21 protein-coding genes are annotated in these 19,794 nt (G+C 66.5%); 14 read left to right on the top strand and 7 right to left on the bottom strand.

Going from position 1 to position 19,794, the window contains the following annotated elements; genetic code table 11:
- Window position 1 precedes the first annotated feature (1 nt).
- Genes ACFW0H_RS10810 through ACFW0H_RS10850 form a run of 9 tightly spaced genes read left to right on the top strand, consistent with a single transcriptional unit; the run spans window position 2 to window position 8,160 of the window.
- Complete coding sequence (locus ACFW0H_RS10810) at window positions 2-1,300, top strand: cobyrinate a,c-diamide synthase (RefSeq protein ID WP_422913899.1); 1,299 nt, start codon at window positions 2-4, stop codon at window positions 1,298-1,300.
- Complete coding sequence (bluB, locus tag ACFW0H_RS10815) at window positions 1,297-1,947, top strand: 5,6-dimethylbenzimidazole synthase (RefSeq protein WP_422913900.1); 651 nt, start codon at window positions 1,297-1,299, stop codon at window positions 1,945-1,947. Before ACFW0H_RS10810 ends, bluB begins: the two co-directional genes overlap by 4 nt.
- On the top strand, window positions 1,944-2,852 hold the full coding sequence (gene cbiB / locus ACFW0H_RS10820) for an adenosylcobinamide-phosphate synthase CbiB (protein WP_422913901.1): 909 nt from the start codon (window positions 1,944-1,946) through the stop codon (window positions 2,850-2,852). Before bluB ends, cbiB begins: the two co-directional genes overlap by 4 nt.
- On the top strand, window positions 2,845-3,837 hold the full coding sequence (gene cobD / locus ACFW0H_RS10825; protein ID WP_422913902.1) for a threonine-phosphate decarboxylase CobD: 993 nt from the start codon (window positions 2,845-2,847) through the stop codon (window positions 3,835-3,837). Before cbiB ends, cobD begins: the two co-directional genes overlap by 8 nt.
- Complete coding sequence (locus ACFW0H_RS10830) at window positions 3,834-5,303, top strand: cobyric acid synthase (protein ID WP_422913903.1); 1,470 nt, start codon at window positions 3,834-3,836, stop codon at window positions 5,301-5,303. The genes cobD and ACFW0H_RS10830 overlap by 4 nt, the downstream gene beginning before the upstream one ends.
- Window positions 5,296-5,817 (top strand): bifunctional adenosylcobinamide kinase/adenosylcobinamide-phosphate guanylyltransferase, encoded by a 522-nt coding sequence (gene cobU, locus ACFW0H_RS10835; RefSeq protein WP_422913904.1) that lies wholly within the window; start codon window positions 5,296-5,298, stop codon window positions 5,815-5,817. The genes ACFW0H_RS10830 and cobU overlap by 8 nt, the downstream gene beginning before the upstream one ends.
- Window positions 5,814-6,872 carry a nicotinate-nucleotide--dimethylbenzimidazole phosphoribosyltransferase gene (gene cobT, locus ACFW0H_RS10840; protein ID WP_422913905.1) on the top strand — a complete coding sequence of 353 codons (1,059 nt, stop codon included), beginning with the start codon at window positions 5,814-5,816 and terminating at the stop codon, window positions 6,870-6,872. The genes cobU and cobT overlap by 4 nt, the downstream gene beginning before the upstream one ends.
- Complete coding sequence (gene cobC, locus ACFW0H_RS10845; protein WP_422913906.1) at window positions 6,869-7,435, top strand: alpha-ribazole phosphatase family protein; 567 nt, start codon at window positions 6,869-6,871, stop codon at window positions 7,433-7,435. The genes cobT and cobC overlap by 4 nt, the downstream gene beginning before the upstream one ends.
- Window positions 7,432-8,160: an adenosylcobinamide-GDP ribazoletransferase gene (locus tag ACFW0H_RS10850; RefSeq protein WP_422913907.1), complete on the top strand. Its 729-nt coding sequence runs from the start codon at window positions 7,432-7,434 to the stop codon at window positions 8,158-8,160. Before cobC ends, ACFW0H_RS10850 begins: the two co-directional genes overlap by 4 nt.
- Window positions 8,161-8,296: 136 nt before the next feature.
- On the opposite strand, the gene ACFW0H_RS10855 is transcribed toward ACFW0H_RS10850, so the two are convergent.
- Window positions 8,297-8,665, bottom strand: a complete 369-nt coding sequence (locus ACFW0H_RS10855) for an endonuclease domain-containing protein (protein WP_422913908.1) — start codon at window positions 8,663-8,665, stop codon at window positions 8,297-8,299.
- A 216-nt stretch (window positions 8,666-8,881) separates the two neighbouring features.
- Between ACFW0H_RS10855 and ACFW0H_RS10860 the strand changes: the two genes are divergently transcribed.
- The 4 genes from ACFW0H_RS10860 (at window position 8,882) to ACFW0H_RS10875 (ending at window position 12,848) form a co-directional block, all read left to right on the top strand.
- The gene (locus tag ACFW0H_RS10860; protein ID WP_422913909.1) at window positions 8,882-9,295 is read left to right on the top strand and encodes a MarR family winged helix-turn-helix transcriptional regulator; all 414 of its coding nucleotides are present in this window, start codon (window positions 8,882-8,884) and stop codon (window positions 9,293-9,295) included.
- A 43-nt stretch (window positions 9,296-9,338) separates the two neighbouring features.
- The gene (locus ACFW0H_RS10865; protein WP_422913910.1) at window positions 9,339-10,544 is read left to right on the top strand and encodes an MFS transporter; all 1,206 of its coding nucleotides are present in this window, start codon (window positions 9,339-9,341) and stop codon (window positions 10,542-10,544) included.
- A 170-nt stretch (window positions 10,545-10,714) separates the two neighbouring features.
- The gene (locus ACFW0H_RS10870; RefSeq protein WP_422913911.1) at window positions 10,715-11,269 is read left to right on the top strand and encodes a glutathione peroxidase; all 555 of its coding nucleotides are present in this window, start codon (window positions 10,715-10,717) and stop codon (window positions 11,267-11,269) included.
- A gap of 274 nt (window positions 11,270-11,543) precedes the next feature.
- The gene (locus ACFW0H_RS10875; RefSeq protein WP_422913912.1) at window positions 11,544-12,848 is read left to right on the top strand and encodes a Wzz/FepE/Etk N-terminal domain-containing protein; all 1,305 of its coding nucleotides are present in this window, start codon (window positions 11,544-11,546) and stop codon (window positions 12,846-12,848) included.
- 84 nt (window positions 12,849-12,932) lie between these two features.
- Here the strand turns inward: ACFW0H_RS10875 and ACFW0H_RS10880 are convergent, their stop codons facing one another.
- The 5 genes from ACFW0H_RS10880 to ACFW0H_RS10900 form a co-directional block, all read right to left on the bottom strand.
- The gene (locus tag ACFW0H_RS10880) at window positions 12,933-14,201 is read right to left on the bottom strand and encodes an OmpP1/FadL family transporter (protein ID WP_422913913.1); all 1,269 of its coding nucleotides are present in this window, start codon (window positions 14,199-14,201) and stop codon (window positions 12,933-12,935) included.
- 190 nt (window positions 14,202-14,391) lie between these two features.
- Window positions 14,392-14,871, bottom strand: coding sequence for a hypothetical protein (locus ACFW0H_RS10885; protein ID WP_422913914.1), 480 nt, complete (start codon window positions 14,869-14,871; stop codon window positions 14,392-14,394).
- 244 nt (window positions 14,872-15,115) lie between these two features.
- Window positions 15,116-15,970: a sulfurtransferase gene (locus ACFW0H_RS10890; protein WP_422913915.1), complete on the bottom strand. Its 855-nt coding sequence runs from the start codon at window positions 15,968-15,970 to the stop codon at window positions 15,116-15,118.
- 104 nt (window positions 15,971-16,074) lie between these two features.
- Entirely contained in the window at window positions 16,075-17,250 is a 1,176-nt protein-coding gene (metC, locus tag ACFW0H_RS10895) for a cystathionine beta-lyase (protein WP_422913916.1), read from the bottom strand.
- Between the two features lie 204 nt (window positions 17,251-17,454).
- A complete protein-coding gene (locus ACFW0H_RS10900; protein ID WP_422913917.1) occupies window positions 17,455-17,931 on the bottom strand; it encodes an Lrp/AsnC family transcriptional regulator in 477 nt (158 codons plus the stop codon).
- Between the two features lie 93 nt (window positions 17,932-18,024).
- Here ACFW0H_RS10900 and ACFW0H_RS10905 point away from each other — a divergent pair, with 93 nt between their 5' ends.
- Window positions 18,025-18,219 carry a hypothetical protein gene (locus tag ACFW0H_RS10905; RefSeq protein WP_422913918.1) on the top strand — a complete coding sequence of 65 codons (195 nt, stop codon included), beginning with the start codon at window positions 18,025-18,027 and terminating at the stop codon, window positions 18,217-18,219.
- A gap of 284 nt (window positions 18,220-18,503) precedes the next feature.
- Here ACFW0H_RS10905 and ACFW0H_RS10910 read toward each other — a convergent pair whose 3' ends face one another.
- Complete coding sequence (locus ACFW0H_RS10910; RefSeq protein WP_422913919.1) at window positions 18,504-19,565, bottom strand: SMP-30/gluconolactonase/LRE family protein; 1,062 nt, start codon at window positions 19,563-19,565, stop codon at window positions 18,504-18,506.
- Window positions 19,566-19,794 lie beyond the last annotated feature (229 nt).

Genomic DNA, 19,794 nt, shown 5'->3' on the forward strand with positions numbered 1-19,794 from the left:
CATGGCTGAGCGCGCCAGACACTGCCCCGCGCTGCTCATCGCCGCCCCCGCTTCCGGCCAGGGCAAGACCACCGTCACCGCAGCGCTCGCCCGCCTGCACGCCCGCAAGGGCAAGCGGGTGCGGGTGTTCAAGTGCGGGCCGGATTTCCTCGATCCGATGATCCTCGCCCGCGCCTCCGGAGCGCCGGTCTACCAGCTGGACCTGTGGATGGTGGGCGAGGCGGAAAGCCGCCGCCTGCTCTGGGAAGCGGCGGGGGAGGCCGACCTGATCCTGATCGAGGGCGTGATGGGCCTGTTCGACGGCGCGCCCTCGGCCGCTGACCTGGCGCGGCGCTTCGGCGTACCGGTGCTCGGCGTGATCAATGGCGCGGCGATGGCCCAGACCTTCGGCGCCCTGGCCGTGGGCCTGGCCACCTACCAGCCGGACCTGCCCTTTGCCGGCGTGCTCGGCAACCGTGTCGGCAGCCAGCGCCACAGCGACCTGATCCGCGGCAGCCTGCCCGACTGGATTCGCTGGTACGGCTCCTTGCCGCGCAGCGCGGAGGTCGAGCTGCCCAGTCGCCACCTGGGACTGGTGCAGGCCGATGAGCTGGCCGACCTGGACGCACGCCTGGACGCCGCCGCCGACGCCCTGGTCGCCAGCGCGGAAGTGGCGTTGCCGCCGGCGGTGCCTTTCGCCGCGCCGGAGCCGCAGCAGCTGGGCGACTGGCTGGCCGGTGTGCGCATCGGCGTGGCGCGGGATACCTCCTTCGCCTTCCTCTACCAAGCCAACCTCGACCTGTTGCAGCGCCTGGGTGCCGAACTGGTGTTCTTCTCGCCATTGTCCGATGAGCAACTGCCGGCGGTGGACAGCCTTTACCTGCCCGGCGGCTACCCCGAGCTGCACCTGCGCCAGCTCTCCGGCAATCGCGCCATGGCCCAGGCCATCCGTACCCACCACGAGGCCGGCAAGCCGGTCCTCGCCGAGTGCGGTGGCATGCTTTACCTGCTGGACGCCCTGACCGACGCGGGCGGCGAAACCGCCGAGCTGGTCGGCCTCCTGCCCGGTCGCGCCACCCTGCAGAAACGCCTGGCGGCCCTGGCGCTGCAGGAAGCGCCGTTGCCGGAGGGCAGCCTGCGTGGGCACACCTTCCACCATTCCCTGCTGGATTCTGCACTGGAGCCCCTGGTTCGAGGGCTCTGCCCGAACGACAAGCCGGTGGCCGAAGCGGTGTTCCGCATCGGCCGGCTGACGGCTTCCTACATTCACTTCTACCTGCCGTCCAATCCCCGGGCGGCCGCGGAGCTGTTCCGACCATGAGCGAACACGCCTTCAGCATCGAGGAGCGCGCGGCGGTCTACCGCGCCATTGCCGAGCGTCGCGACATGCGCCATTTCAGCGGCGGCGAAGTAGCCCCCGAATTGCTGGCGCGGCTGCTGGAGGCCGCCCACCAGGCACCCAGCGTCGGGCTGATGCAGCCCTGGCGTTTCATCCGCATCGCATCGCAAGAACTGCGCGATGGCATCCATGCCCTCGTGGAAACCGAGCGCGTGCGCACCGCCGAGGCGCTGGGCGAGCGCTCGGACGCGTTCATGCAGCTCAAGGTGGAGGGCATCCGCGACTGCGCCGAATTGTTGGTTGCGGCCCTGATGGACGGCCGCGAGGCTCATGTATTCGGCCGTCGTACCCTGCCGGAAATGGACCTGGCCTCGCTCTCCTGCGCCATCCAGAACATGTGGCTTGTGGCCCGGGCCGAAGGGTTGGGCATGGGCTGGGTATCGCTGTTCGATCCCGTCGCACTGGCCGACCTGCTGGGCATGCCCGCAGGCAGCAAGCCCCTGGCAGTGCTCTGCCTGGGGCCGGTCACCGAGTTCTACCCGGCGCCGATGCTGGCCCTGGAAGGTTGGGCCCAGCCGCGACCGCTGGCCGATCTGGTGTTCGAGGACCAGTGGGGGCGGCGCCGATGAGCCTGGGATTCCTGACTATCGGCGCTGTGGCGCTGGATGCCCTGTTCGGCGAACCCAAGGGTTGGCACCCGCTGGTGGCCTTCGGCAAGCTCGCCACCCGCCTGGAGCAGCGCTTCAACCCCGGCGGCCGAGGCTGGCGCAGCCATGGCGCGAGCGCCTGGGCGCTGGCGGTGCTGCCGCTTACGCTGCTGGCCTGGTTGCTGTCGGAGCTGCCCTATGTCGGTTGGCTGGTGGGGGTAATCGCCCTCTACGCCGCCATCGGCCTGCGCAGCCTCAACGAACACGCCGAGCCCGTGGCCAATGCCTTGCAGGCAGGCGATCTGCCGGAGGCGCGCAAGCGCGTGGGCTACATGGTCAGCCGCGAAACCCGCGAACTGGACGAATCCGCCGTCGCCCGCGCCGCCACCGAATCGGTGCTGGAAAACGGCAGCGACGCGGTATTCGCCGCGCTCTTCTGGTTTGCCGTGGCCGGTGCGCCGGGGGTGGTGCTCTATCGGCTGTCCAACACCCTGGATGCCATGTGGGGCTATCGCAACGAGCGCTTCGAGCGCTTCGGCTGGGCTGCTGCGCGAATCGACGACGTCCTCAATTTCATCCCGGCCAGACTGGTGGCTCTGACCTACGCATTGCTCGGCAAGACCAGCCTGGCCCTGCGCTGCTGGCGCCGCCAGGCGCCGCAATGGGACAGCCCCAACGCCGGTCCGGTGATGGCCGCCGGCGCCGGCGCCCTGGGCGTGGCCCTGGGTGGCGCGGCGGTCTACCACGGCGAACTGCACCAGCGGCCGGTGCTGGGCGAAGGCCCGGCGGCCCGCGCCGAAGACATTGGCCGGGCCATGGACCTGGTGCGTCAGGGTGTGCTGCTCTGGCTGGCGGCACTGATCATCGGAGGCTGGCTCCTTGCTTGAACATGGCGGACGGCTGCGCGCAGCGGCGCAGCGCTACGGCATAGCCGAGGCCGACTGGCTCGACCTCTCCACCGGCATCGCCCCCTACGGCTGGGCGCTGCCGGCCATTCCGAGCGCTGCCTGGGCGCGCCTGCCCGAGCGGGAGGACGGCCTGGAAGCGGCGGCGCGGCGCTTTTACGGCTGCGTTTCGCTGCTGCCGGTGGCCGGCTCCCAGGCGGCCATCCAGGCCTTGCCGCGCTTGCGGGCGCGCAGCCGAGTCGGGGTGATCTCGCCCTGTTACGCCGAACATGCCCATGCCTGGCGCCGCGAAGGCCATGAACTGGAAGAGTTGGATTCCGCCACCGCCGAGCGTGAGCTGGACCGTTTCGACGTGCTGCTGGTGGTCAATCCGAACAACCCAACCGGCCAGCGCCTGGCGCCCGAGACCCTGATGGAATGGCGTGCGCGCCTGGCGGAGCGGGGTGGTTGGCTGCTGGTGGACGAAGCCTTCATGGACTGCACGCCGCAGCAGAGCCTGGCCGGCCATTGCCCGCTGCCGGGGCTGGTGGTGCTGCGCTCCTTCGGCAAGTTCTTCGGCCTGGCGGGCATCCGCCTGGGCTTCGTGCTGGCCGACGCGGCGCTGCTGGGGCGGCTGGAAGAGCTGCTCGGCCCCTGGTCCGTGAGCGGCCCGGCGCGGGAGCTGGCCAAGGCCCTGTTGCAGGACGAAGCGGGGCAGGCGCGTCAGCGCCAGGCCCTGCTGCGGGACGGCCAGCGCCTGGATAGCCTGCTGCGGGACTGCGGTCTCGCACCCGCCGGCGGTACCGCGTTGTTCCAGCGACTGGTTCGCGACGACGCCGTGGCCCTGCACGAATTCCTAGCTGCCCGCGGCATCCTCACCCGCCTGTTCGCCACACCGCCCAGCCTGCGTTTCGGCCTGCCGCCGGACGAGGCGGGCTGGGCACGCCTGGGCCAGGCCCTGATCGACTATTCCAAGGAACATCCATGACCACCCTGATGGTGCAGGGCACCACCTCCGACGCCGGCAAGAGCACCCTGGTGACCGCCCTGTGCCGCTGGCTCAGGCGCCAGGGCGTGGCGGTGGCGCCGTTCAAGCCGCAGAACATGGCACTGAACAGCGCGGTGACCGCCGATGGTGGCGAGATCGGCCGCGCCCAGGCGGTGCAGGCCCAGGCCTGCGGGCTGGCACCCCACACCGACATGAACCCCGTGCTGCTCAAGCCCAATACCGACATAGGCGCCCAGGTGATCATCCATGGCCGCGCCGTCACCAGCATGAATGCCGCTGCCTATCACGACTACAAGAAGGTCGCGATGCAGGCCGTGCTGCAGTCCCACCAGCGCCTTTCAGCCCAGTACCCGGTGCTGCTGGTGGAGGGTGCCGGCTCGCCTGCGGAGATCAACCTGCGGGCCAACGACATCGCCAACATGGGCTTCGCCGAAGCGGTGGACTGCCCGGTGATACTGGTGGCAGACATCGACCGGGGTGGCGTCTTCGCCCATCTGGTGGGCACCCTGGAGCTGCTGTCGCCCAGTGAGCAGGCGCGGGTGAAGGGTTTCGTCATCAACCGCTTCCGGGGCGATATCGCCCTGCTGAAGCCGGGCCTGGACTGGCTGGAACAGCGCACCGGCAAACCGGTGCTGGGCGTGCTGCCCTACCTCACCGACTTCCACCTTGAAGCCGAGGACGCCATCGACCCGCGCCAGGCGGCCAAGGCCGGCGAAGCGCTGCGAGTGGCGGTGCCGGTGCTGCCGCGCATCAGCAACCACACCGACTTCGACCCCTTGCGCCTGCATCCGCAAGTGCAGCTGACCTTCGTCGCCCCCGGCCAGCCGATTCCGCCGGCGGACCTGATCATCCTGCCCGGCTCCAAGAGCGTACGCGCCGACCTCGCGCGGCTACGCGAACACGGCTGGGACCAGGCCCTGCAGCGCCACCTGCGTTATGGCGGCAAGGTGCTGGGCATTTGCGGTGGCTACCAGATGCTCGGCCGCGAGATTGCCGATCCCCATGGCCTGGAAGGCCCGGCGGGGACGAGTGCGGGCCTCGGTTTGCTGGATATCGACACGGTCCTGGAGCCGGAGAAGCAGCTGCGCAACGTCGCTGGACGTCTGTCGTTGGCCGATGTCCCCGTGAGCGGCTATGAAATCCATGCCGGCGTCAGTACCGGCGCCGGCCTCGAACGTCCCGCGGTGATGCTGGCCGATGGCCGAGCCGATGGCGCTTGCAGTGGCGATGGCCAGGTCATGGGCACTTACCTGCACGGCCTGTTCGAATCCTCTGAAGCCTGCGCCGCCATCCTGCGCTGGGCGGGCCTGGACAGCGTGCAGCGGGTGGATTACCACGCCCTGCGCGAGCGCGATATCGAGCGCCTGGCCGATCAGGTCGAGCAGCATCTGGACACCGGCCTTCTCGCTGAACTCTGTGGCATTGAGGAGCACGCCCATGCCTGAACTCATCCTCGGCGGTGCCCGCTCCGGCAAGAGCCGGCTGGCGGAGAAGCTCGCCGTCGACAGCGGCCTGAAGGTCATCTACATCGCCACCAGCCAGCCCCTGGATGGTGAAATGAGCGCGCGGGTCGCCCATCACCGCGCCCGCCGCCCCGACCACTGGGGGCTGGTGGAAGAACCGCTGGAACTGGCCCGCGTGTTGCGTGAGCAGGCTGCCGCCGACACCTGCCTGCTGGTGGATTGCCTGACCCTCTGGCTGACCAACCTGCTGATGCTGGACGACCCTGCGCGACTGGATGAAGAACGCGAGGCCTTGCTCGGCTGCATCGCCGGACTGCCCGGCCGCGTGCTGTTGGTGAGCAATGAAACGGGCCTCGGTGTCGTGCCCCTGGGCGAGTTGACCCGTCGCTATGTCGACGAAGCCGGCTGGCTGCACCAGGCTCTGGCCGAACGCAGTGAACGGGTGATCTTCACCGTCGCCGGCCTGCCCATGATTCTCAAGGGAGAAGCCCTATGACCCCCCTGCAATGGTGGCAGGCCCCCTGCCAGCCGCTGGACCCCATCGCCCGTGCCAAGGCCCAGGCTCGCCAGGACCAGTTGACCAAGCCGCGCGGCGCCCTTGGCCAACTGGAAGACCTGGCCATCACCCTGGCCGCCCAACAGGGCCGGGAGCGGCCGCGCGTCGACCGCCCCTGGTTCGCCGTGTTTGCCGGCGACCACGGCGTGGTGGAGGAGGGCGTATCCGCCTACCCGCAGGCCGTGACCGGCGAGATGCTGCGCAACTTCGTTCGTGGCGGCGCCGCCATCAGTGTTCTGGCGAAGAGCCTGGACGCAACCCTGGAACTGGTGGACTTGGGCACCGCCGTGCCGCTGGAGCCGCTGCCCGGTGTGTTGCACCTGCATGTCGGGGCCGGCACGGCGAACTTCGCCCGGGAGCCGGCGATGACTGCCGCCCAATGCCTGATCGCGCTGCAGGCGGGCCGTGCCAGCGTCGAGCGCGCCCAGGCGGCCGGAGCTGAGCTCTACGTCGGCGGCGAGATGGGCATCGGCAACACCACCACCGCCAGCGCCCTGGCCTGTGCCCTGCTGGGTTTGCCGGCCACCGCACTGGCCGGCCCCGGCACCGGTCTGGATGGCCAGGGCGTGGCCCACAAGATCCAGGTGATCGAGCGTGCCCTGGCGCTGCATCGGGACGGCTGCGACAGCCCCGGGGAAATCCTGCGTCGTCTCGGCGGCTTCGAGGTCGCGGCACTGGCCGGCGCCTACCTGGGCTGTGCCCAACTGGGGCTGCCGGCCCTGGTGGACGGTTTCATCTGCAGCGTGGCGGCGCTCTGTGCCGTGCGTCTGAACCCCGCCTGCCGCGAGTGGCTGCTGTTCGCCCACCGTTCCGCCGAGCCCGGCCACCTGGCCGTGCTGGAAGCACTGGAGGCCGAGCCGCTGCTGGATCTGGGCCTGCGCCTGGGGGAAGGCAGCGGTGCGGCGATCGCCTTGCCGCTGCTGCGCCTGGCCTGCGAGCTGCACGGTGGCATGGCCACCTTCGCCGAGGCCTCGGTATCGGACCGGCCGGCATGAACCTCGACCTGCTGCGCCATGGCGAAACCGAACGGGGCGGCGGCTTTCGCGGCAGCCTGGACGACGCCCTGACCGCCAGCGGTTGGGCGCAGATGCGTGCCGGCATCGACGGGGCGGGGCCCTGGGATGTGCTGGTGAGTTCTCCCCTGCAACGTTGCGCCGCCTTCGCCCGGGAGCTTGCGCAGGAGCTTGGCCTGCCGCTGCATTTCGACGCCGATCTGCGCGAGCTGCACTTCGGCCAGTGGGAAGGCCGCAGCGCCGCCGAACTGATGGTGGATCAGGCCGAGGGCCTCGGTCTGTTCTGGAATGACCCCTACAGTTTCACCCCGCCCGAGGGTGAAACCCTGCTGGCCTTCGAGGCGCGGGTAGTGGCCGCCGGCGAGCGCCTGCGTGAGCGCTTCTCCGGCCAGCGGGTGCTGCTGGTCACCCATGGCGGGGTGATCCGCTTGCTGGTGGCCCGGGCCCGGCAGTTGCCGCGCGCCCAGTTGATGCAGGTGGAAGTGGCCCACGGTGAATTGTTCCGCCTGGCGTTCGATGATCCTGGCTTGCGGGAAAGGCCATGACGCCCTTGCTCATCGCCCTGCAATTCCTCACCCGCCTGCCGGTACGTCTGCCTGGCATGCCCGAGCCCCGGCAGATTGGCCGATCGTTGCTGTGGTATCCGCTGGTCGGGGTTCTGATCGGGCTGTTGTTGCTTGGGGCGGCGTATCTGCTGGATGAGCGCTCGTCGTTGCTCTCGGCAGCGTTGCTGCTGGCGCTCTGGGCAGGGCTATCCGGCGGCCTGCACCTGGATGGCCTGGCCGACACGGCGGATGCCTGGGTGGGCGGCTACGGCGACCGTGAGCGCACCCTGGCGATCATGAAGGACCCGCGCAGTGGCCCCATTGCGGTCGTGGTTCTGGTGCTGGTGCTGCTGTTGAAGTTCGCCGCCCTGGTGGCGCTGCTGGACGCCGGCCAACTACTGCCATTGCTGCTGGCGCCCTGGTTGGCGCGGGGGCTGTTGCCTCTGCTTTTCCTCACCACCCCCTACGTCCGTCCCGGCGGCCTTGGCCAGGCGCTGGCCGAACACCTGCCGCGGCGGGAACTGCCGCTGTGGCTGGCGGGGCAGGGTGCGGTCATGCTGGTGCTTGGCTGGCAAGCCTGGGTTGCGCTGGCGGTGGCGCTGCTGGTGTTTGCGTGGTTGCGAGCGAGGTTTCTGCAGCGGCTAGGTGGGACCACCGGGGATACTGCGGGGGCGATGGTGGAGGTGGTGGAGGTAGTGGTGCTGATGGCGATTGTACTGGCCTGATGCACCCTCACCCCCAGCCCCTCTCCCTGAAGAGGAGAAGGGAGTTGCTCCGTGCCGGCTTCGACCTTGTCGCTACGCCTGACTCCGAGTTCCGGGGAAACATGAGGGACGCAGGCGCGAGTCACCCCTCGCCCTTTCAGGGAGAGGGGCCGGGGGTGAGGGGATTCCCGGGAAATGCGCTGTCCGCTGCCAACCGTATTGCGTCCAGGACCGCCTCCGTCTGCTGCAGAACGTCGTGGTTCCAGAAGCGCAGAACTTGGAATCCCTTGGCGCTCAGCCACTGGTCCCGCGCCTGATCAGCAGAGTTCTCCAAATGCTGTCCGCCATCCAGCTCTACCACCAGCATCCGCTCGAAGCAGATGAAGTCGACAATATAGCGGCCGATGGGTCTCTGCCTTCGAAACTTCAGGCCGAGTAGTTGTCGGCAACGCAGATGCTGCCAGAGCAGTCTTTCCGCATCCGTCTGTGTCGCCCTGAGCTGCCGTGCAAACGCGTGCTTCTCCATAAGCTTCCATTCCTGTCTCGGAAAAGCCCGATTGTCCAAGCAGCCCGCTTCGGAATGGTCCGATTGCGGCCAGCGAATGCTCGTTTCTCACTGGTCAGTCCGATCACTGAACTCGTAGGTTTCAGCTCGTCTTGTGAGCCCTGGCGACCGGCCAGCCATCGTCAACCAGCAGCATCCGATTGACGTCAATCTATATGCGGGTATATACACGCATCCATGTTGCCGACCCAATGCCTTTGCACCAAACTGCGCCGCGCCACGCGCAACGTGACGCGGCTCTATGACGATGCCCTTGCTGGCGTCGGGCTGAACGTCGCCCAGTATTCGCTGTTGAAGAACCTGTCGCGGCTCGATCAGCCGAGCATTACCAGCCTGGCCGAGGCCATCGGGCTGGACCGCAGCACCCTGGGGCGCAACCTCAAGGTGCTGGAGGCCAAGGACCTGGTCCGGCTGGAGGGAGGAGAGGACCAGCGCAATCGCCTGGTGTCCCTGACGCCGGCCGGCCGCGCCAGCCTCGGCGAGGCGCTGCAGGCCTGGGAACGGGTGCAAGTGCAGATGGGGCAGCGCATGGGGCTGGAGAAGCGGGCGGCGTTGATGGCGCTGCTGGATGATCTGGAACATATGGACTGAGTTTTCGCTGAAAAGCGGGTATCTACCCGTAAAGGATTTTTCTATGACATCGGTATGGCGTACGAGTGGCTGGATTCTTCTTGGGGCGTCACTGATCCTGGCGCTGTCCTTGGGCATTCGCCATGGCTTCGGACTGTTCCTTGCGCCCATGAGCAGCGAATTCGGTTGGGGCAGGGAGGTGTTCGCCTTCGCCATTGCCCTGCAGAACCTGATCTGGGGCCTGGCGCAGCCCTTCACCGGGGCGCTGGCCGATCGCTTCGGCGCGGCGAAGACGGTGATCGTCGGGGGTGTGCTCTACGCCCTGGGCCTGGTGCTGATGGGCTTTTCCGACTCGGCCCTGTCGTTGTCCCTCAGTGCGGGCCTGCTGATCGGCATCGGCCTGTCGGGCACCTCATTCTCGGTGATCCTCGGGGTAGTGGGCCGCGCCGTACCGATGGAGAAGCGCAGCATGGCCATGGGCATTGCCGCGGCGGCCGGCTCCTTCGGCCAGTTCGCCATGCTGCCCGGCACCCTCGGCCTGATCGGCTGGCTCGGCTGGTCCTCCGCCTTGTTGGCGCTGGGCCTGCTGGTGGCGCTGATCGTGCCGCTGGTGGGACTGCTCAAGGATAATCCGCTGCCAGCACAGGGTCATGAGCAGAGCCTGGGCGAGGCCCTGCGCGAGGCCACTGGTCACTCGGGGTTCTGGCTGTTGGCCCTGGGGTTCTTCGTGTGTGGTTTCCAGGTGGTGTTCATCGGCGTGCACCTGCCGGCATACCTGGTGGACCAGCACCTGCCGGCCTCGGTGGGCACCACGGTGCTGGCGCTGGTGGGGCTGTTCAACGTGTTCGGCACCTACATCGCCGGTTGGCTGGGCGGTCGCCATGCCAAGCCGAAGCTGCTCACCGCGCTCTACCTGCTGCGCGGTGTGGTGATTGTGGCGTTCGTCTACTCGCCGCTGACCATCTGGAGCGCCTATGCCTTCGGCATGGCCATGGGGTTGCTGTGGCTGTCCACGGTTCCGCTGACCAATGGCACGGTCGCCACCCTGTTCGGCGTGCGCAACCTGTCCATGCTCGGTGGTATCGTCTTCCTGTTCCACCAGTTGGGCGCCTTCCTGGGCGGCTGGCTGGGTGGCTATCTCTATGACCACACGGGCAGCTACGAACTGGTATGGCAGATTTCCATCTTCCTCAGCCTGATGGCCGCCGTGCTGAACTGGCCGGTGCGCGAACAGCCGGTGGCGCGCCTGCAGCCCGCCGGAGCCGCATGAGGCTGGGTCTGGCCTGGGCGTTCGGCGCGCTGCTGGCCGGCCTGCTCCTGGCTCTCGGCTGGTGGGGCTGGCAGCAGGGTGGCCTTGCGCTTATGCAGTTGGGGTTCAATTGCTAGGCGAGGCACTTGGCAGTAGCGTAGGTTGATTACCCGATTGCGCTGGAGCCTGCCATGAACGCCTTGTCCGCCCTGCCTCTGACGCTGCTCGCCCTGTTCGGTGGCCAGGCCCTGGCCGCCGAGTGTCCCGCGTTGCTGCTGCATGAACTGCCGCAATTGCGCTCCAAGGCAACCATCGACCTCTGCCAGCGCTTCGCCGGCAAACCGCTGCTGATCGTCAACACCGCGAGCCATTGCGGTTTCACCCCGCAGTTCAAGGGCCTCGAAGCGCTCTACAAGCGCTACAAGGGCCAGGGCTTCGAAGTGCTGGGCGTGCCCTCGGACGACTTCAGGCAGGAGGCCGCCACCACCGAGGAAACCGCCAAGGTCTGCTACGTCAATTACGGCGTGACCTTCGCCATGACCCAGCCTCAGCATGTCACCGGCGATGAGGCGACGCCGCTCTACAAGGAGCTGATCGCGCAGTCCGGGCAGACACCGCGTTGGAACTTCTACAAATACGTGGTGGATCGCCAGGGCAAGGTGATCGCTCATTTCTCCAGCCTGACCAAACCGGATGATCCGGACCTCCTGAAGGCGGTGGAGCAGGCCTTGGCGAGCCGGCCCTGAAATCGTCTCTCTGCAGATGGGACGATGGTCTTGAAATCTTGATCTACTCTTCTGGACGTCCCGGCCAATAGTGCCAGCGGCAGGGGGAGGCTGGCTGGAGTCGGTCGCGAGGAACCCCGCGAAAGCGAGGTCGCTTGACCCTATTGCCCGGACTCCCCTCTTCGCGAATGGCAAGCCGGTATCGGGGCAGCAGTCTCGGCCCGGGAATACCCTGCAGCACGCTTCACGGATGCACACACCATCAGTGGCCTACATCGAGCATGGAAGGTAGAGCATGAATGCGCCCGTACCGAATCGATACCGGAGTGTCGACGAAATCGACTTGCTTACGCTGTTCAAGTTGCTGTGGCGGCAGAAGATCCTGATTGCCGCGTGCGTCCTGGGGGTGCTCATTACAGCCGCAGCCTATGTCGTCCTGGTAACGCCCGAGTACCAGGTACAGAGTCTCCTGCGACCCGCCGCGCTCAAGGACCTCGACGAGCTCAACGAAACCAAGCTGTACGAGCTCAAGCCGCAGACCGCCCTGAAGCACGTCGGGGATGCCCTGGAGTCATACAGCCTGAGGCTCCGGTTCTTCCAGGATCATCCGGAGCTGATTGCCCCCGCAAAGCGCGAGGGTGAATCTCTGGAGCAGACGTTGGAGCGGCTGAATCGGGAAAATTTCTCGGTGATACGCCCTGACCCCAAGAAGACAGGCTCCTTCTATGCGGGCCTGACTCTGAACTACCCCGAGGGCATGGATGGCGTCGCGATCGTCAATGGCCTGGTCGATGCTGCGGTTGAGGATGAACTGGCCAAGGTGCGTGAAGATTTCACGGTATTCAGCAAGAACCGGGTAGCCCAGGTCCAGGGGCAGATCGCGGCCGAACGTGCAAGCTACCTGGCAGGGAAGGAAGCGCGAATCGCGTCCTTGCTGGAGGCCGATCAACTGAAGAAGGAGCAGCTTCAGGATGAGCTCCAGGTATTGCGCCAGCAGCTGAAAGGCCGCCGCCAGGACCGTATCAGGCAATTGGATGAAGCCATCCAGATCGCGACCCAGTTGGGTATCGCCAAGCCGACCACGCCATCAGCCCTGGGCGATAGCGTCCATGCCGGGCCGGGCAGTGTGATCCGTACCGAGGTGAACAATCAGCAGATCCCGCTCTATTTCATGGGAACCGACGCATTGAAAGCCGAGCGCTCGGCATTGCTGTCCCGCGATTCCGACGACTTCACGGAACCGCGCGTCGGCGAGATCCAGGCGCAGCTGAAACTGCTGGCGAACAACCGCGAAGTCGAGGTCCTCAAGCAACGGGAAAATGAAGACCTGTTTCTCTCCAACCTGGCCAAGTTGCGTCGGGAAATTGCGCGTCTAAAGGGGCTGCAGGTGGATTTCAACAAGGTGCAGCTGGTGCGTGTCGACCAGGTCGCGACCGTTCCGAGCAAACCTGTAAAGCCGCGCAAGGCCCTGGTTCTCGGGATGGCTCTGGCGGCTGGTCTGGTCCTGGGGATTTGTGCGGCGATGATCCGGGCAATGGCCTTGCGCTCGAGGGAAGTTGAAGAGGAACAGCAGCCGGCCGCCCTCGTCGGATTGGGTTGAGGCGATGACCTTGGTTTTTGAGTTGAAGACTACCCATGAAAAAGCCCGGACAAGTCCGGGCTTTTTTGTGTCGGTCGATCCCACTCAGAAGCGGTAGGTCACCTGCGCGCCCAGGCCGTGGGCGCTGTTGTTGAAGGTGGAGCGGTAGGCACCCTTGGTGGCGCTGACCTGGTTGATGTCGGCGTCGTCTTCCTTCAGATAGGAGTAGGCGACGTCGATGGTCATGTCGTCGTTCGGGCTCCAGGCGGCGCCCAGCGCGAGGATCTTGCGATCGTCGCTGGGGATGCGCGGCGAGCGGAATTCGTTGCGGGTCGGGGACTGGTCGTAGGCCAGGCCGGCGCGCAGGGTCCACTGCCGGTTCAGCTTGTAGGCGGCGCCGACGGCGTAGGACCAGGTGTCGCGCCAGTCCTGCTCTTCGGTGATGGTGCCGAGGGCCGGGGCCAGCAGGCCGCGAACGCCCTTGTTTTCCACCTTGATCTCTTCCAGGCGGCTCCAGCGGGTCCAGGTGCTGCCGGCGTAGAGCGTCCAGGCGTCGTTCAGGTCATGGGTGACGGAGAAGTCGACGGATTCCGGGGTTTCCAGGTCCAGGGATGCGTCGTACTTGCCCGCAGAGCTGCCCAGTACGGGGCCGCTGCCGGATACGGTGGTGTCGCCGCGCAGCGTGTAGTCCACCTTGGAGTGGTAGGTCAGGCCGAAGCGGGTGCGCGGGTCCAGTTCGAAGAGCACGCCGGCGTTGAAGCCCAATGCGGTGTCGTCGCCCTTGACCTTCACCTTGCCGTCATTGCGGCCGGGGGACAGCGGATTGACCACCGCGGAGGTCAGCTCGCCGTCGATGCGGTTGATGGTGGGGCCGAAGCCGACGGACAGCTGGTCGTTGATGCGGTAGCTGACGGTGGGCTGGACGGTGATCACGCGCACTTCGCTCTTGTCGGCGTAGTAGCGGCCGGCGAAGCCGCTCTCGTAATCGGTGATCAGGCCGAAGGGCACGTAGACGCCGACGCCGAAGGCCCATTTGTCGTCCACCGGCTTGACGTAGTAGCCCATGGGGGCGACCACGGTCGGGACCATGTCACCGTCGTTGCTGCCACCGAAGGTGCTGCGCGCGTCGTCGATGTCGGTCTTGGCGAGAATCGCCGCGGCGCCGGCGCTGATCTGCTCGCGCTTGAGGCGCGCCATGCCCGCCGGGTTGCCAAATACGGTGGTGGCGTCATCGGCCGAAGAAGAGCGACCGGCGAAGGCAGTGCCCATGGCGCTGACGCTCTGTTCGTTGATGGCGAAGCCGCTGGCCAGGCTGTAGCTGGAAGCGGCGCTGACGGCCAGGGCAAGGGCGGTCTTGAAGACTCTACTTATCACGGTGGACTCCTGAACGATGGTGCAAGGGGCGGCACGCTAACAGGAATCCATACGTCTTTCCAGTTCTGGAAGATGGGCGAAGATGGCCGGTTTTTTGTCGAACAATCCTACAAGATGATGGCATTTAGGCAGATGTTGCCATTTCTCCATGCACCATGGTTCCTGACTGGTCGGTCAGTGTGCGGATTGCCTAGGCGACCTGGCTGAGAATTCCTACATGGCGTTGCCAGGCGTCGATGAATTCCCGTGGACTGCCCTCGGGATGGAAGACCTGGCGCCAGACCATGGCCATGCCGAGCAGGTCATCGGCGGCGGGCAGCACCAGCATGGTCGACTCCACCAGCATCCAGGCGATGGCGGTGGCGTAGCGCAGGTTGACGGTCAGTTCCAGGTGGGGCGCGGCGAGGAAGGCGTGCTGGCTGGCCAGCCCGCGGACCTGGCTGGCAAGGTCCGGGTCCTGGGCCAGGTGCTGGTCCCAGAGTTGCTGGTGACGCGCATCGCTGATGCGGTAGAGGCCTCGGCCCCGGTCGCAATCCAGGGCGGCGCCGAGGGCCGACTGGCAAGCGGCGGCGCCCAGCAGCAGGCGTTCGGCGGTGGAAGAGGGGCGCTGCAGGTAGAGCAACGTCGGTCGTATCACGTGTTGGCGGAGATCGCAGGCGGAAATTCCCATATGGCCCTCGTGAAGAGTGCCGGCGGGGCCGGGGCGTTTTGGCAGCTTCTCATCGTTCTAGGAAAGAGCCCCACCGGGAGCGGAGTTAGCCGCTCGATTTGAAGTCTAGTGCGATATTTGTGCTGTAAAGGCCTGTTTTTAAACTGTTTCGGGCTTCTGGTTATTGTCTATATAGCGGCTTGTGATTAAAAAAAAGCCAGCGCGAAAGAGCGCTGGCTTCTCGTACTCCCGGATATTTCGGGGCTTATTCGCCCTTGGCCAGCGGGCGGTCCGGGTTGGTGATCCACTCGCTCCAGGAGCCGGCATAGAGCCGCGCCAGGGGGTACCCGGCCAGGCTCAGGGCGAAGAGGTTGTGGCAGGCGGTGACGCCGGAGCCGCAATAGGCCACCAGCTCATCCAGCGGACGGTCGCCAAGCATCGCGGCAAAGCGTTGCTTGAGTGCGTCGGCCGGCAGGAAGCGGCCGTCGGCGCCGAGGTTGTCGGTGAAGGCGGCGCATTGGGCGCCGGGTATGTGTCCGGCTACCGGGTCGATGGGTTCCACCTCGCCTTTGAAGCGTGGCAGGGCGCGGGCGTCCAGCAGCGTCAGGCCGGCGTTGCCCAGTCGTTGCTGCAAGGTGTCGGCGTCGACCAGCAGGCTGGCGTCGGGCTGTCCCTGGAAGTCGCCCGGCTGCACCGCCGGTTCCACGGTGGTCAGCGGCAGTTCGGCATCACGCCAGGCTTTGAGACCACCATCGAGCAGGAACACGCCTTCGCGTTTGCCCAGCCATGCCAGCAGCCACCAGGCGCGGGCGGCAAAGGCGCCAGGACCGTCGTCATGGAGGACGATGGTGCTGTCGGCGCGGATGCCCCAAGCGCGCAGTCGCTCGATCAGTGCGGCCGGCTCCGGGAGAGGATGGCGGCCGGTCACGCCTTTGCTCACCGGCCCGGAGAGGTCGCGTTCCAGGTCGGCGAAGCGGGCCTTGGGAATGTGGCTCTCGACGTAGCTGCGCTGGCCGTAGGCCGGATCGTCTAGAGAGAAGCGGCAGTCGAGAATGATCAGGCCCGGTTCGTCCAGGCGGGCGCTGAGTTGGGCAGGGCTGATGAGTTGCGCGAGCGACATGGCGGGTTCCTTGTCGTGACCGTTGTTGTGACAGGCATCATAAGGACGTCCGCACGGGCTGTCGCGCGCTATCGAAGGCGGCGCGAGGGCGCGCCACCAGGGGCTCAGCGGCAGGCGGCACGCAGGCGCTGGAAACCGGCCTCGAGGTCGGCGATCAGGTCGTCCGGATGTTCAAGGCCGATGTGCAGGCGCACCAGCGGACCTTCGGCCTTCCAGGTGGTGGCGCTGCGGTGGGCGCTGGGATTGGTGAGCAGGATCAGGCTCTCGAAGCCGCCCCAACTGAAGCCCATGCCGAACAGCTGCATGCCGTCGAGCATGGCGCGGACGGCCTGTTCCGGCATCGCCTTGAACTCCACGCCGAAGAGCCCGCAGGCACCGTTGAAGTCGCGCTTCCACAGATCGTGGCCGGGCGCGCCGGGCAGGGCGGGGTAGAGGATGCGTTCCACTTCCGGCTGCTCGGCCAGCCAGTGGGCGATCTTTTCCGCATTGCGCTGGTGGCGTTCCAGGCGCGTGGACAGGGTGCGCAGGCCACGCAGGGCCAGGTAGGCGTCGTCGGCGCTGACGGAAAGACCGAGTTGCTTGTAGAAGCCGCGCACCTGCGGGAACAGCGCCTCGGTGGTCATGATCACACCCATCAGCACATCGGAGTGGCCGACGATGTATTTGGTGGCGGCATGGATGGAGATGTCCACGCCATGCTTGAAGGACGGGAAATTCACCGGGGTGCCCCAGGTGTTGTCGAGCATCACCAGGGCGCCGTGGGCGTGGGCGACCTCGGCGATGCTGGGCACATCCTGCACTTCGAAGGTCAGGGAGCCGGGGGATTCGAGGAAGACCACACGGGTATTGGGACGCATCAGTTCGGCGATGCCGCCGCCGATCAGCGGGTCGTAGTAGGTGGTCTCGATGCCGAAGCGCGTGAGGGTTTCGTCGCAGAAGGCGCGGGTCGGGTCGTAGACCGAGTCGGTCATCAGCAGGTGGTCACCGGGCTTCAGGGTGGCCAGCAGGGCCGTGGTCAGCGCACTCAGGCCGCTGGGGGTGAGCATGGCGCCGTAGGCACCTTCCAGCTCCGCCAGGGCGCGCTCCAGGGAGCGGGTGGTGGGGTTGCCGTGGCGGCCGTAGGTGTTGAGGGTGCCGTGCTGGGCGTGCAGGGCTTCCACGGTCGGGAAGAGCAGGGTGGAGGCGCGGTAGACCGGGGTGTTCACGGTGCCGCCGACCTGGCCCCGTTCGCGGCCCTCGTGGGCCAGCAGCGTTTCTAGATGCAGTTTGCGGTCGTCCACCTGGGTGTTCCTCTGGATCCGAATAGAGCGGGATAGGGCGGGGCCTGCCGGGCAGGAAGGCCTCTGGAATGGGGAAAAGATTACCGATGGGCGCGGGGAATTTCTTTGCTTTGATGGGCCGGGATGCATCTGGTGCTAGTAAATAAATCTACCCAACACGGTTGTGTTGGAAATAATTTTCTATTGATCGCCGCGGCGAGCAAATCATGGGTCGCCCGGTTGCGCCAGGTGATCCAGGGGGAGGGCCGTGGTGTGTTTGATCACTTCCATGGCGAAGCCGGAGCTGACGTCGGACAGGTCCGCGACGCGGATCAGTCGCTTGTACACCGCGTCGTAGCCCTTGATATCGGGCACCACGATTTTCAGCAGGTAGTCGACGTCGCCGGTCATGCGGTAGATCTCGACGATCTCGGGGATGTCGCGGGTGCCTTCGATGAATTGCCGGGTCCAGTCGTCGCTATGGCGACTGGTGCGAATGGTGACGAAGACCGTGACCCCGAGCTTGAGCCGCTCGGCATCGCAGAGCGCCACCTGCTTGGTGATCACCCCGTCCTCGCGCAGCTTCTGCAGGCGCCGCCAGCACGGCGTGGGCGAGAGGTTCACCGCCTCGGCGAGCTCCGCAAGGGAGACGGAGGCGTCCTGCTGCAGGAGGGCGATGATCTGCAGGTCTTTCTTGTCCATGGGCTGGGGTCCGTGCCGGGTGCGTTTGGTCAGGTGCCTAGCGGGCCACCTGTGTCGAAACGATGACAGTCGGCATCATAAGGTCCCCCGCGCTTGAAGTCGCGCGGGCAGAAGATGGAGGTGCATATCGGTGTGCCCATCGATGCCGGCCAGTACAGCGTCGAGAGGCTCGGCGAGCTGATGGCCGATACCCGTGGGCGGATGCAGGAGCTGCTGGGGCAGGCGTCGAGCGAGGTGGCGGTTCTTGTAGGGGCGAATTCATTTGAACTTGGGAAACCACGTCCTTAGGACGTGGTCATGAGTCACCGGCTCTGCCTGTGACGATTCGAATTCCCGGGCTAGCAGGATGAAGCCGATCCGGTAGGGTGCGCCGTGCGCACCGGCGGTTTGACGGGGTGCCGAAGCCGATCCCGGAATCGGTGCGCACAGCGCACCCTACGGTCCACGCCAGGCGAAAGGGGCGGCCTTGTGCACGGGGGAGGATTCGCCCCCTTCCAGGGGGCTGCCGCAAGTCCACGTTCTACGAGCGTGGATGTTTACTCGCCAAGCGGGCCGCAGTTCCGCCCTGGCTTTCAACGAATCTTCAGCTTGCCGATCCGGTCGTTGTCCAGGCTGCCCAGGTAGAGGTAATCCCCCACCGGCTTCACCGAGGTGACCATGCGCAGGTGGGTGCCGCTGGTGTCGTGCAGGCTGTGGATGATCTCGCCATTCTCGTTAAGTTGCAGTACCAGGCCGTAGGGCACCGGCTTGGGCCAGAACATGCGCGGCAGCTTGGCGATCTGCGCCTTGAGCCAGGGCTGGGTGTGCAGGAAGTCGGCATCGGCCTTGCGCGGCGAGGGCAGGGCGACCCAGAAGTTGCCCTGGTGATCGCCCTGGAGGTTGTCCGGCAGGCCCGGCAGGTTGTCGATGAAAACGTCATGGCTGCCAGCCTTTTCCCCTGTCAGCCAGTAGCGGGTGATGCGGTAGCGGTAGGTTTCGTTGACCAGCACGAAGTCTTCATTGGTCGACAGCGCCACGCCATTGGCGAAGTAGAGATCCTTGAGCAGTACCTCGGTCTTGCCGGTGGCCGGGTCGAAACGCATCAGGCGGCCGTGGGGGCGGGCTTCCAGCAGGTCGAGCAGATAGTCCGGCTGCTGGAACTTGCTGGAGGCGTCGGTGAAGTAGATGCGGCCGTCGCGGGCGATATCCAGGTCGTCGGTGAAGCGGAAGGGCAGGCCATCGGCTTCGGTCGCGAGCACGCTGACCTGGCCTTGCGGGTCGATGCGCAGCAGGCCCTTGTAGGCGTCGCCGACCACCAGATTTCCGGCGGCGTCGAAGTCCATGCCCAGCGGGCGGCCGCCGGTGTCGGCGAAGGTCTCCACTTTGCCGTCCGCGCCGATACGCACGATGCGCCCGTCATGCAGGCCGGCATACAGGCGGCCCTGGGCGTCGACGGCGGTGTCCTCCGGCCCATGCAACTGGCCCTGGGCGATCAGTTCGGCCTTCATCAGGGTGTCGTTGGGCTCCAGCACGCCGGTCATGTCGGGCGCCTTGGGTGCGTCCCAGGCCAGCGGGTCGATGGGGGCGGGCGTGACGGCGAGGTAGACCGCCAGGGCGGCGACCAGCAGGGCGACCAGGCCCAGCAGCTTCTTCATCTTCTTGTATCCCTTGAGGTGGTGTGATCGGCCGGAGCCTGGCGCTTCTGCGCGCGGGCTTTTTAGCAGCCGCCCACGCGCGGCGCCAGGGCTGAATGTCGCGGCATCGGTCAGGCCGCAGTTGACAGTTGCGGGGCGGCCTGCGCAGTATCGGGGCCTTCGTCGCATTCACCGAGCTTTCAATGCCCGCTATCGCCTCCTCCGCCGCTGTCGTCGTGAGCCTCCCGGC

The sequence above is a fragment of the Metapseudomonas cellulosilytica genome (genome assembly GCF_049334135.1).
In the GTDB taxonomy this organism is placed as follows: Bacteria; Pseudomonadota; Gammaproteobacteria; order Pseudomonadales; family Pseudomonadaceae; genus Metapseudomonas.